At 31.4% G+C, this 12,963-nt stretch carries 10 protein-coding genes and 1 pseudogene; 9 read left to right on the forward strand and 2 right to left on the reverse strand.

Annotated features, from left to right (window positions below; genetic code table 11):
- From AXY43_RS18545 to AXY43_RS18580, 8 genes and pseudogenes are all read left to right on the forward strand, one after another.
- Entirely contained in the window at positions 1-1,611 is a 1,611-nt protein-coding gene (locus tag AXY43_RS18545; protein WP_077830203.1) for a response regulator, read from the forward strand.
- A 109-nt stretch (positions 1,612-1,720) separates the two neighbouring features.
- Entirely contained in the window at positions 1,721-3,022 is a 1,302-nt protein-coding gene (locus AXY43_RS18550) for an ABC transporter substrate-binding protein (RefSeq protein ID WP_105411943.1), read from the forward strand.
- A gap of 75 nt (positions 3,023-3,097) precedes the next feature.
- On the forward strand, positions 3,098-3,967 hold the full coding sequence (locus AXY43_RS18555; RefSeq protein WP_105412519.1) for a carbohydrate ABC transporter permease: 870 nt from the start codon (positions 3,098-3,100) through the stop codon (positions 3,965-3,967).
- A gap of 24 nt (positions 3,968-3,991) precedes the next feature.
- Positions 3,992-4,846 (forward strand): carbohydrate ABC transporter permease, encoded by an 855-nt coding sequence (locus AXY43_RS18560; protein WP_105411944.1) that lies wholly within the window; start codon positions 3,992-3,994, stop codon positions 4,844-4,846.
- Between the two features lie 92 nt (positions 4,847-4,938).
- Positions 4,939-6,416, forward strand: a pseudogene (locus tag AXY43_RS18565) (alpha-N-arabinofuranosidase).
- Between the two features lie 4 nt (positions 6,417-6,420).
- Positions 6,421-6,633, forward strand: a complete 213-nt coding sequence (locus AXY43_RS18570) for a hypothetical protein (RefSeq protein ID WP_105411945.1) — start codon at positions 6,421-6,423, stop codon at positions 6,631-6,633.
- A gap of 95 nt (positions 6,634-6,728) precedes the next feature.
- The gene (locus AXY43_RS18575) at positions 6,729-7,526 is read left to right on the forward strand and encodes a polysaccharide deacetylase family protein (protein WP_017209455.1); all 798 of its coding nucleotides are present in this window, start codon (positions 6,729-6,731) and stop codon (positions 7,524-7,526) included.
- Positions 7,527-7,695: 169 nt separating this feature from the next.
- Positions 7,696-8,478, forward strand: coding sequence for a phage replisome organizer N-terminal domain-containing protein (locus tag AXY43_RS18580; RefSeq protein WP_105411946.1), 783 nt, complete (start codon positions 7,696-7,698; stop codon positions 8,476-8,478).
- A 106-nt stretch (positions 8,479-8,584) separates the two neighbouring features.
- Here AXY43_RS18580 and AXY43_RS18585 read toward each other — a convergent pair whose 3' ends face one another.
- Entirely contained in the window at positions 8,585-9,457 is an 873-nt protein-coding gene (locus AXY43_RS18585) for a LysR family transcriptional regulator (RefSeq protein WP_023976556.1), read from the reverse strand.
- Positions 9,458-9,641: 184 nt separating this feature from the next.
- On the opposite strand from AXY43_RS18585, the gene AXY43_RS18590 reads away from it, so the two are divergent.
- Positions 9,642-11,093 (forward strand): DHA2 family efflux MFS transporter permease subunit, encoded by a 1,452-nt coding sequence (locus AXY43_RS18590; protein WP_105411947.1) that lies wholly within the window; start codon positions 9,642-9,644, stop codon positions 11,091-11,093.
- Between the two features lie 250 nt (positions 11,094-11,343).
- On the opposite strand, the gene AXY43_RS18595 is transcribed toward AXY43_RS18590, so the two are convergent.
- Positions 11,344-12,645 carry an IS110 family transposase gene (locus AXY43_RS18595; RefSeq protein ID WP_105410909.1) on the reverse strand — a complete coding sequence of 434 codons (1,302 nt, stop codon included), beginning with the start codon at positions 12,643-12,645 and terminating at the stop codon, positions 11,344-11,346.
- Positions 12,646-12,963: the final 318 nt, after the last annotated feature.

Raw genomic sequence — 12,963 nt, forward strand, 5'->3', positions numbered from 1 at the left:
ATGAAGGATATATTAAAGGTTATTATTGTGGATGATGAATACTTAATAAGGAATCTTATAAGGATGAAGGTTAATTGGGAAGAAGTAAATATGGAGATGGTAGGAGAAGCAGGAAATGCGGAGCAAGCCTTGGAATTGGTAGATAAATTAAAACCGGACATTATATTTACTGATATATGTATGCCTGCTATGGATGGAATTGAACTTAGCAGACGTATAGTAGAAAAATATCCATATATTAAAATTATCATTGTTACGGGTTACGATGATTTTGAATATGCAAGAAGCAGTATTAAACTTGGAATATCTGACTTTATTTTAAAACCTATAAACTCATCTGAGCTTATGCAGACCTTAAGCAAGCTTAGAAATATAATAGGCTCAGAAAGAAATCGTGAAATAGAATATAATCAATTGAAAAAGCAGGTCGAAGAAAGCTTACCAATTTTAAGAGAAAAGTTTTTAAATGAACTTTTATTGGAGCAGCTAACTTTTGAAGAGATTATAAGTAAATGCAATTATTTTAAGATAAATATAAATCCTAACTGTGATATATTTCAGATAGCTTTGATGGAAGTAAATAATTCTATAAAGAATGAGAAAAAAGAAGAAAATAAAATTTTGATATCTATGCAGTGCTTCAATATCATACAGAATTTTTTTAGCGAAGATAAGTATGTTTTTGTATTCTTTGATAACGGAAGAAGGATTTCTATATTATTAAATAACAAGAAGACAGATTTAATAGAAAGTTGTGAATTATTAAAGAAGAAGATTTTAGATAGGTTAGAGTGTTCGGTTAGTTTTGGAGTTGGTATGAAAAAAGGAGAAATTCAAAATATCAGATTTTCTTATAAAGAAGCCATGGAAGCGGTGAATTACAAGGTAATTGTAGGGAAGAATCAGGTTACTAGTTATGCTGATATACATGTAGGTGAAAATATTCTCTTTAACAGGGATGAGGATAAGATGAAGAGATTAAATTTATTTATTAATGCAGGAGCAAAGAAGAATGCTTTAGAAATTTTAGAGCAGATCTTTACTACTTCAGCTATTGATTACCTAGAGGCCATGGAAAAAATGAGATCAGAAGCATTAGATGTGTTATTTGTTTGCCAGCGTATTGCTAGTGAGCAGAAAATTAATCTTGTAGACATCTGGAAAAGCCATGAAAAAATAAATGGATTGATTTTAAATGCTGATAATCTGCCAGAGCTAAAACAGTGCATGAAAGAATGTGTAGAAAACATTACTGGTTTAATGCAAAAATCAAATGATGTAAAAGCAAATACATTTATTGAAGATGTAAAGGAATATTTGAATAATAATATTAACAATCAGGAGCTGTCACTATCAAGTGTTGCAAAAGAATTTTTCATAAGTCCAGGGCATTTGGGACGCTTATTTAAACAGCAAACTTCTCAGACTTTTATTGAATATCTAACTTCTATAAGAATTAAGAAAGTTCAAAAGCTCTTATTGGAAACTAATTTAAATGGAACGCAGATTAGCGAAAGAGTAGGAATAAGCGATTCGCATTATCTAAGCATTTTATTTAAGAAACATACAGGTATTTGCATTAATGATTTTAAAAAGTGCAAAAAGGTATAAATAGAATGTTGTTTTTTTGAATGTTTATGTACAGATATTGAATTGTAAACAATATCACATACTCTTAAAATATAAGAGAAATAAAAAGTACGTATAAGGGGGATATTTAATGAAAAGGCATGTTGTAAAAATAATAACTGCTACACTTGTTAGTGCAATGGCATTTTCTTTCACTGCATGTTCAAGTTCAAAAAGTGTAAATAGTTCTGACGGAGGGAATGGGACAATTAAATTGGCCATGTGGCATCAATCTGTTGGAGATACTGATCCGACTTCAAAGCTATTAAAAGATGCTGTTGAACAGTGGAACAAAGAACATCCGGACATAATTGTTGAAGAAGATGGAGTTACAGGAGAACAATATAAGACAAAGATTAAAACAGCTATAGCAGCAAATGAGGGACCAGATATAGAGTATATGTATGGAGGAAGTTTTGTTAAACCATATATACAATCAGGGAATATGTTAGCCCTTGATGAATATTTAACTCAAGATGTTAAGGACAAGTTGGTTAAAGGTACTATAAATGGTTGTGTAGTTGATGGTAAGACATATAGTTTGCCAATGTATTCATTTATAGCAAGCTTATATTGTAATAAGGAGTTATTTGATAAGGCAGGAGCTAAGATACCTACCACATATGATGAATTGCTTGATGCTGTAAAGAAATTACGTTCAGCCAATATTACTCCAATAGCATTAGGTGAAAAGGATAGATGGCGTGGAATGTATTGGTTTGACATTTTTGCTATGCGTCAGGCAGGAAATGATGCAGCAACGGCGGCTCTAAAAGATCCATCAAAATTTAATTCTCCTGAATTTGTAGAAGCTGCAAAAAAGATTCAAGAAATGGCTGATGCTGGAGCCTTTAACGATAATATGTTTAGTATGAGTTACGATGAAATGTTAGGTGCTTTCACAGGAGGCAATTCTGCTATGATGTTCCAAGCAAACTGGGTGAATTCACCAATAGAAGATAAGTCAGCAGCTAGCAGTGGAAAAACTGTAGCAGTTCCATTTCCTTTATTTAAAGATGGTGCAGGTAAGGCAACAGAATTTTATGGGGGCGGTGTAGATGGTTTCTATGTGAATGCAAATACAAAACATCCTAAAGAGGCAGCTCAATTCTTAATCTATTTAAGTGAAAAAATAGGTAAAGAAGGTTACTTAGCAAATGCCGGTCTGCCATGCTGGGATACAAAAGGATTAGATACATCTACAGTTTCTGATTTAACAAAGAAATCAGCAGAATTAATGGCAACAGGTACATCATTTATTAACTGGTGGGATAATATACTTCCTGCAGATTCTTCAGAGACACATAAAAATCTGATTGCAGAACTTTTAGGAAAGAAGATTACTCCAGAAGAATTCTGCAATAAGATGTCTAAAGTAGAAGGAGAAAAATAAAAAGAGTTAGTATAATACTGAGTCTGTGGTGAAACAAAGGATTTTACCACAGTCTTTATTGAAGAGGTGATTATCATAAATTCTATTTTATCAAACAAGAAAATAATTTGTATATTTGTTCTTCCTACCTTAATCATAATGTCTGCAATTATATTTATTCCAATTATTTTATCAGTAAAATATAGTATGTTTGACTGGGGTGGTGTAGGAACTGGAACATTTATTGGATTAGAGAATTATAAAAATATGTTTATGGATATGAGGTTTTTACATTCGGTTAAGAATTCATTGTTATTTGCAGTTGTTTCCATAGTAATTCAATTACCAATATCTCTTCTTTTAGCGCTAATTTTAGCATCAGGAGTTAGATTTGAAAAGTTCTACCGTACAGTGTATTTTATACCTGTAATTATTTCTACTGTTGTAATTGGACAGCTATGGATAAAAATATATAATGCTGATTATGGATTACTTAATACAATACTTAGAGCTATTGGGCAAAGCCAATTAGCACATGACTGGGTAGGAAAAGAAGATACAGCTCTTATAAGCTGTTTTATTCCTATACTCTGGCAATACGTGGGTTATCATATGTTAATTATGTATGCGGGAGCAAAATCGATTCCTTCAGATATTAGTGAAGCAGCTAAGATAGATGGAGCTTCTCCAGTAAAAACTGCATTATATATAACTATTCCTCTTTTGAAGCCTATTTTAAAAGTTTGTATGACTTTCTCATTAATTGGTGCATTAAAGGTATTCGATTTAATTTATGTATTAACTAATGGTGGTCCATTCTTCTCAACTGAAGTTCCAAGTACCTTGATGTATACTACTATTTTTGATAATTATAAATACGGTTATGGAAGTGCAATGTCAGTATTTATTATAATAGAGTGTTTAATACTTACAGTAATTCTAGACAGACTTATTAAAATAGAATAGAAAAGTGGAAGGATGTGATTCAATATGAAGATACGTGAAAATTCTTCGATTATTAGGCTTGGAATAGGTAAAATACCTATACAAATATTTCTTATTATTGTTGCAATAATACAGATATATCCGCTTATATGGTTAGTATTATTCTCATTTAAAGATAATGGGGAGATATTTGGTGGCAACATTGCTGGTCTTCCACATGTTTGGCGTATTGAAAACTATGAAAGTGCTATCAAACAGGCCAATGTTATGAAATATTTCTTTAACAGTGTGATTGTCACAGTAATTACTATAGTTTTAGTACTTTTATTATCTTCTATGACAGCTTATGCAATCAGTCGTATGAAATGGAAATTGAGTAAACCTACATTGATAATAATTTTAATAGGAATGATGGTGCCGATACATGCAGCATTATTACCATTATTTATGGTTCTTAAGAATTTAAAAATGCTAAATTCATATTGGGCTTTAATTATACCTTATACAGCTTTCGCTATTCCAATGGCAGTCATTATATTAGCAGCATTTATAAGAGGTATTCCAAAGGAATTGGAGGAAGCAGCAGTAATAGATGGATGTGGTATTTTTAGAATATTCTTTTCTATAATTATCCCTATTATAAGACCAGCTATGGCTACTGTAGCTATATTCACATACCTATCTTCATGGAATGAGTTGATGTTTGCGGTAACCTTTATAAATAAAGCCGAATTTAAAACACTTACTGTAGGTATTATGTCCATGGTAGGCAATTATGTAACAAAATGGGGAGATATAGGCGCAGGTCTTGTTATAGCAACAATACCAACAATACTTATATATATACTTTTAAGTGATCAGGTACAAAAGAGCCTTACAGCAGGTGCGGTAAAGGAATAATATAAATAGCATATATAAGGCATAATCAAAATAATAATTTAGTAGTTTCTTAGTATCTTTTATGTACTAAAATCAATTTTGAGAGGTGTAAGATGTCAAAGATAATTATTAATACAGATATTAAAAAAGGAAAAATAAATAAGAATATTTATGGTAATTTTGCTGAACATTTAGGAAGGTGCATCTATGGTGGTTTTTGGGTGGGAAAAGATTCAGAAATACTTAATATAAATGGAATAAGAAAAGATGTAGTGGAAGCTTTAAGAGAGTTAAAGCTTCCAGTTTTAAGATGGCCGGGAGGATGTTTTGCTGATGAGTATCATTGGAAAGATGGTATAGGTGATCCTGAATCAAGACCTAAGATGGTAAATGTACATTGGGGAGGGGTTACAGAAAATAATCATTTTGGTACACATGAATTTTTTGAACTTTGTGAGCTTTTAGGAGCAGAACCATATATTTGTGGAAATGTAGGAAGCGGAACTGTTCAAGAGATGAGAGAATGGATTGAGTACATGACTTTTGATGGAGAATCACCAATGTCAAATTTAAGAGCAGAAAATGGTAATAAGGAACCTTGGAAGCTTACATACTTTGGTGTCGGAAATGAAAACTGGGGCTGTGGTGGTAATATGCGTCCAGAATATTATGCTGATTTATATAGAAGATATTCAAGCTATGTAAGAAACTTTGGAGATAATAAAATATTTAAGATAGCTTGTGGCCCTAATGATGATGATTATAAATGGACTGAAGTTCTTATGAGAGAAGCAGGTAAATTTATGGATGGAATGAGCTTGCATTATTACACAGTACCAGGAGATTTCTGGTTAGGTAAAGGCTCTGCTACAGAATTTAGCGAAGAAGAATGGTTTATTACTATGAAAAAATCAATGAAGATGGAGGAACTTATTACAAGGCATTCAACAATTATGGATAAGTATGACCCAGATAAGAGAGTTGCTTTAATAGTGGATGAATGGGGAACTTGGTTCGATGTTGAACCAGGAACAAATCCAGGATTCTTGTATCAACAAAATACAATAAGGGATGCCTTAGTTGCTGGAGTAAATTTTAACATTTTCCATAAGCATTGTGATAGAGTTCAGATGACAAATATAGCTCAGACAATAAATGTACTTCAAGCTGTTATACTCACAGAAGGTTCTGGATGATATTAACTCCAACTTATCATGCTTTTAATATGTATAAAGTTCATCAGGATGCTGAATTAATTGACTTAAATATTGAATCACCTAATTATAATTGTGGTGATGATAAGATACCACAGGTAAGTGCCACTGCTTCAATGGATAAGGATGGCAAGCTTCATATATCTTTATGTAATTTAAGTCCTGCAGAGTCTGTTGATATTCAGTGTGAACTTAGAGGAAAAGCAATGGCTAAGGTAACAGGAACTATACTTACTGCAGAAGCAATGAATGCGCATAATACATTTGAAGATCCAGAAAAAGTATCCTTGAAATCATTTGATGGTGCTAGTATAGCTGAAGGCAAACTTACAGCAGTGCTTCCTGCTATGTCATTAGTTACATTGGAACTTGGGTAATTATATGTCCTATATAGATAGTTGTAAAGGATGCTCTGCAAGCGTTAGGGTTGCATCAGAGGACATAAAAGCAATGGTACTTAGCATTATTAATAGCAGAAATTTTAATATAGTACCTGAAGGAATATATAACAAAAGGCTTCAGCAATGTGGAAGTTGTAAATATTTAGAGTATAACACAACCTGCGGCTTAGAACCTTCAGCGATATTTTCATAGCTTTTCGGAATCAAAATATTTATGATTTCGGTAAGGTATCACATAAATGTGGTTTTAAATTTGGATATCTATATATAAAATTTGAGGTGAAAGTTATGAATATTAATTTTGATTTATTTCCAGAAGGAAAAACAAAAGCATTAACCATGAGTTATGATGATGGCCAAATTTTTGATAGAAAATTAGTAAGCATATTTAATAAATATGGAATAAAAGGTACGTTTCATTTAAACTCCGGAATCTTAGATAAAGAAAATTTCATTACTAAAGCGGAAGTCGCAGAACTTTACAAAGGTCATGAGGTTTCAGTGCATGCAAAAACTCATCCCTTTTTAGACTGGATACCTGTTGAAGCTATTATAGAAGAAATAGTTGAAGACAGGAAATGCTTAGAGTCTTTAGTTGGCTATCCTATAAAAGGGATGTCTTATCCTTATGGAGCTTTTAATGGAAAGCTGATGAAAACTCTTGAGAGTCTTGGAATTCAGTATTCAAGAACTGTAGTTTCACATCATGATTTCTATATTCCAGAAGATTTCTTGGCTTGGAATGCAACCTGTCATCATGATGATAATCTTATGGAAATTGGTCAAAAGTTCTCAGATTATGAATTCAAGGGAAAGTTAAAGCTAATGTACGTTTGGGGACATAGTTTTGAATTTGAGAGAAATAATAATTGGAATTTAATTGAGAACTTTTGTGAGTTAGTTTCAAAAAATAAAGAAATTTGGTTTGCAACTAATATCGAGGTAATGAGATATATTAAGGCGTTAAAGAAACTTGAATTCTCTGCAAAGGGAGATATTGTGTATAACCCTACTGCAATAACAGTATGGATTAGTGTAGATGATAAGGCTGTAAAAGTTATGGGGGGAGAAACAATAAGATTATAAAATCAGCAGTGAAACCCACGAAAATCTAAATTTTAGATTTTCGTGGGTATTTTAGTTTTGAAAAAGTTTTAGAAAAAAATTTATAAAGATTCTGTTATTTTATTAATTGGGACATATATCTTAATTGAAAAGAATAGAAAAATAAAAATTTTTAGGAGGAGCAATTAAGATGAAAGAGAGAAGATATGTAAGATTTAGAGTTGATATGTATGATGATACAAAATTTAAAATAATAGATAGAATGCCAGAAAGAGATGTTATTTATTATATCTGGACCAGAATTGTAATTTTAGCTGGGAGAGTTAATCTAGATGGCAACTTATATATGTCAAAAAGCATTCCATATACATTAAAGACTTTAGCTATAGAATTTAATAGGGATGAAAGTCAAGTAAAATTGGCATTAGATACATTTATAGATTTAGAAATGGTTGAAGTTATTGAAGAAAATGTTTATAAAGTAAAGAATTTTGCAAAGCATCAAAATATCAAAGCAAAGGTTAAAGATATTACTGCGGATAAAGAAAAAATGGGTAAAAAGGATAGTAAGTTAAAAAGCGAAGAGACTAAAAGTGTTGAAAATATCTATGATGAAAAACATGATATTGAAGAAGAGCTTGGCAATGAAATTATTGAAAAGCAACAGCAGAAAGACAACAATATGTGTAATATGGAGAATGCAATTGATACTAAGAATAATATAGAAATTAAAAATGAAGGAATCAGCGATAATAAGAACATAATAAGCACAGGGAAAATTAATGGTGTACCGAAAGACAATATACCTGTACCTTTAGTGATGAATAAAAATAAGAAGCCGAAGAAAGATATAAAGAAAAATACGGATATTGAGGTTACTGATGAGGAAGATGATGATGAATTCGGTTTTTATGAAGGAGATAGAAAGCCTTTAGGTAAAGGCGAAAGTGTATTTAGTGAGTTTTCTTTTTAGCTCAAAAAGAAAAATACGACTTAATATTTGATTTACGTGCAAGGGTGAGATTCATAACTATTCCCCACGAAATTCTGATTTTTCATGGGGGGATTTAGCTAATATTTTAAGTTCTTTTATATGGTGTATTTAGCTCAGTCATTTCAATGAATTTTGAAAGTGAGTTAGTCATTAAAGAATCTTTACGCCTTATAAAAAATGTTTTTGTAGTATTATATTTATCGGGCACTGAGAATGATTTTAGAAGTCCCTTCTCTTCATAATCTTCAATAGTGGACTTTGGTACAAATGATGCACCAAGATCAGCAATAACGCCTTCAATAATAGAAGTTAAATTATTAAATTCCATATATCGAATATTATGAATGCTTTTGGATTTGAGCCAGTTTTCAAGTTGTGTTCTATTAGGACATCCTGCTGTACTCATCAAAAATGGTTTTGAATATAGATCTTCTATATTATCATATTTAGGACTTGATATTAGAACTAAGGTTTCTTCGACCACAAGTTCACTTACGATATTCTCATCACTAAAGGACTGAGCTTTGACAAAAGCTCCATCTAACTGGAAGTGTTTTATTTTATAAATAAGTTCATCTGATTGACTTGTTATAAGAGACAGATCAACTTTAGGGTAAGCTTTATGATACTGAGATAAGATTTCAGGAAGACGTATTGCAGATACTGTGTGAACAGCACCGATTGATAAACTTCCTGAAGGATCGCAACAATCATTTAAGGCTTTATCAGCTTCATCCAATAAATAAATGATTTTTTCGGCATAAGCTAGTAATTTCTCACCTGTAGGAGTTAAAATCATACCTCGCTGTCTATAAAAGAGTTGTGTATTTAAATCAGACTCTAATTGTTGAATTCTAGCTGTAACATTAGATTGAACATATCCCAGAGCCTGCGCAGCCTTTGTTATACTGCCTGCTTGAGCAACAGCTCTGAAAATTCTTAATTCACTACTTTCCATTTTATCACCCCAATATATAAATCACTAAAAGTGAATCTTGATATCTCATATAATCATTTTACATGATATATAATCTCTTGTAAACTATGTATAGAAAACAAAATTAAATGGCTTCGATGGGATTAATCATATAAGGGGTTATCTACACTCGAAAATTTATTCCATTTATAAATAAGGAGATTATATGACAAATTCTAAATCACACAAATGGAGCATTCTACTTGTTGTTACATTGGTTTCATTTATTACAAATTTAGATTCTACTATTGTAATAATAGGTTTGCCTAATATGATGGAAGGATTAAACATTTCATTAACTACTGGATTGTGGATAATTACTGGTTACATTATTGCAAGTACAGTTTTAATATTGCCTGCTGGAAAATGGGCAGATACAGTTGGAACAAAGCGTATTTTCATGTTAGGACTTATAATTTTTGCAGTTGGTACAATACTTTGTGGAATTGCAGACTCAGGATTGACATTAAATTTATATAGGTTAATTCAAGGAGGTGGAGCAGCATTGGCTATGGCAACTGCAACTCCAACTATAATTAAGACTTTTCATAGTAATGAGCTTGGGCTAGCCTTGAGTATTAATGCTACTTCATGGGTTATTGGAGCAATAATTGGACCAGTAGCTGGTGGTGCTTTAATTAGCAGCTTTGGTTGGAGATCAATATTCTTTATTACAGTACCTTTTGTACTTCTTTGCATAATTGGAGCATTTTTAGTAATGGAAGAGACTAAACCTAATATTAATCAAAAAAATGACTGGATTGGGATATTAACATTCAGCTTAGGTTTAATATTAACGATGATAGTACTTTCAGAAGGACAATCATTAGGATGGGTATCATATAAAACTTTAGGGCTATGTATAGTTACAATTTTATTATGGGTTGCATTTATAATCACAGAATTACGCGTAGAAAATCCATTATTTAATTTCAAGCTGCTCTTGTACAGAAATTATTCAATTGGACTTATAATTACATTATTTTATTGTATTGCATATTTTTCATTACCTTTATTGTTGAGTATATATTTGCAAAGTGCATTACATTTAAGTCCAACTATGTCAGGGCTATTGATGATTTCACTATCTGTACCACAGCTTATATTAGGTCCATTTGCAGGTAAACTTGTAGATAATATCGGATCATTAAAGACTCTTACATTTGGAATTGTATTTCTTATTATAGGGATATTCTTTCTTGGAAATCTTGGGGGAGAGCTATCAGTTAAAGCTATAGTTACACCACTAATATTATTATCAATAGCAAATGGCTTAGCTTGGCCGTCGTTAGCTAAAACTGTATTGTCAGCAGTGCCTAAAGAACAATCTGGTTCAGCATCAGGGATGCATTATACTATAATGAATGTTGGTAAAGCCTTAAGTCAGACATTAGCCATATTAACAATAGAAGTTATTATACCTGCGGATGTAGTCTCTAAGGCAATTATAGGTTTGGGAAGCTTTTCTAATGTAAATATAAGTGGAAATTTAGTTAAGTCCATAGATTCAAGTTTCAGATTTTTTACAATTTTCTTTGTAGTTGCACTAGGGTTAAGTTTATTTCTTTTATATTGTAAAAGAGGAGAGAATATTAAAGAAAGAGTTGATATGGCATAGGTTATGGAACATTATTTATTAATTTATATCTTTAGATATCATTAAATAGCTAAAGAAAAGTGATTGCAAGGTTTTAATCACTTTTCTAATATCCAAGATTAGCATTTTATTTGAATTAGACTTAGAATATAATTATTAAAAAGACCAGCTAATAATAGTCAAGTTAATTTTAAAAAAAATAGTTTTTGGAAAAAGAGTATGGCAAACAAACCGTTTCAAAACACGAACGGTTACAGAAATTGGAATAAAATTAAGCGACTTTGTTTAAAGAGTTATTTTCTAGGAACATTTGCTTATGTATTTTTGGATCTCTTTGCTCAAACGGAGTTTGATTTCGGAGAACAGCAAAAATGTAGTTTATAATTTTATGCATTATAGCGACTAAGGCGATTTTAGGCTTTTTGCCTTTAAGGTTTATTTGATAATAATCTAATAGGACTTTATTTATAGGAACTCCATTACGATTGTTACGGATTGAAGCTAGTGCAACAGAATATAATGCTCTTCGACCGATTCGAGTTCCTCTTTTTGAAATTTTATTATCATCGCCTTTAAAATTACCTGATTGATTAACTGAGCTATCAATACCAAAGAAAGCTACAAGATGTTTGGGCTTAAGAAAACCATCAATATCACCTATTTCAGCTATTATAGTAATAGCAGTTAATTGCCCTATGCCAGGAATTGAATCAATTAGTTCAATATTAGCTCTAATAGATTCAGGAAAAGTTTCAGACTGTATAAAATTGTTAATTTTCTGTAGCAATGTATCAATCTCTGATTGAATAGTTTTTATTAATGTTATAGAGCTGGCTATTTTGACGGCTAAACCGTCTAACGGTAAGCCAATTATTTTAGCTTCATTAGCAACCTTAAATAATTTGGAATATGTATTTTCCGACCAGATAATGCCCTTTTTAGAGCTATTAAGGAAAATCTTAATTATATTTTCCTTAGGTGCCTCTAAAATTGATTGTGGCGTTGGGTATTGACTTAAAAGCTCAATTGAACTTTTAGATGTTGAATCTGAAAATATAGTATTATAGCCAGGAAAAATAACTCTTAAATCAGCGGATAATTTTTTCTTAAAAGTAGAGCTAGTATCTGTAAGTTTGTAATACTCTCTTACAAGATTTTTCAGAAGAAAAATATCAAGGCTAAGTTGTTGTGATAACTTAATGTTTTGAAATTTTCCTATTGTTGCAATAGATAAAGCGTCTTTTTTATCATTTTTCACTTTTCTTATGTCGCCATTTTTGTTAGACTTAGTAACGAGTGGATTGATAACAAATGTGTTATCGAAATATTTATTAAGATAGTGGAAAAGAGATAAATGGTACACGCCAGTGGACTCCATGAAAATTGCAGTTTTCATGTTAAACTCTTCTTCCACTTTTTTTATTTCATCAACTAAGTGGTTGAAGCCATTGAGATCATGCTTTATTTTAAATGACTTCTTATAAATATCACCATTCGGTGCGAGTATTGCAGTATATGAAAAATCAGCTGAAACATCAATTCCTATTACAGGACTATAAAAAAAATTAGACATTGTATATATCTCCTTAAATTAAATTTTAGATATAGAATAGAACTTCCACTCTGTCAGATAGCTTATAACCTTGTTTGTGACACGGGTAATTCCCGAAGGGAAACCCAACCAGCTAAACATAGAATTCTACCTGATGAAATGATACGCTTTTTTACGGGTATAGGTTCTAAAAGACCTCCCAGGAGGTTTACATCTATCTTCTATTCAGGAGTATTATACTAGACTATATAAAACTTGGTTAGATTCCTTTAAGGAATTTAAATAAAAAACTATTTAAGATATGAAATGCATATTCCCTATCGGGGCGTAGGCAAAGTA

This window comes from Clostridium sp. MF28 (assembly GCF_002969175.1).
Classification (GTDB): Bacteria; Bacillota; Clostridia; order Clostridiales; family Clostridiaceae; genus Clostridium; species Clostridium beijerinckii.

Excerpts from the sequence above, each read along its gene's own strand:
- AXY43_RS18550 (WP_105411943.1), top strand. The coding sequence starts at position 1,721 with ATGAAAAGGCATGTTGTAAAAATAATAACTGCTACACTTGTTAGTGCA.
- AXY43_RS18595 (WP_105410909.1), bottom strand. The coding sequence starts at position 12,645 with ATGTCTAATTTTTTTTATAGTCCTGTAATAGGAATTGATGTTTCAGCT.
- AXY43_RS18570 (WP_105411945.1), top strand. The coding sequence starts at position 6,421 with ATGTCCTATATAGATAGTTGTAAAGGATGCTCTGCAAGCGTTAGGGTT.
- AXY43_RS18560 (WP_105411944.1), top strand. The coding sequence starts at position 3,992 with ATGAAGATACGTGAAAATTCTTCGATTATTAGGCTTGGAATAGGTAAA.
- AXY43_RS18590 (WP_105411947.1), top strand. The coding sequence starts at position 9,642 with ATGACAAATTCTAAATCACACAAATGGAGCATTCTACTTGTTGTTACA.
- AXY43_RS18575 (WP_017209455.1), top strand. The coding sequence starts at position 6,729 with ATGAATATTAATTTTGATTTATTTCCAGAAGGAAAAACAAAAGCATTA.
- AXY43_RS18545 (WP_077830203.1), top strand. The coding sequence starts at position 1 with ATGAAGGATATATTAAAGGTTATTATTGTGGATGATGAATACTTAATA.
- AXY43_RS18585 (WP_023976556.1), bottom strand. The coding sequence starts at position 9,457 with ATGGAAAGTAGTGAATTAAGAATTTTCAGAGCTGTTGCTCAAGCAGGC.
- AXY43_RS18580 (WP_105411946.1), top strand. The coding sequence starts at position 7,696 with ATGAAAGAGAGAAGATATGTAAGATTTAGAGTTGATATGTATGATGAT.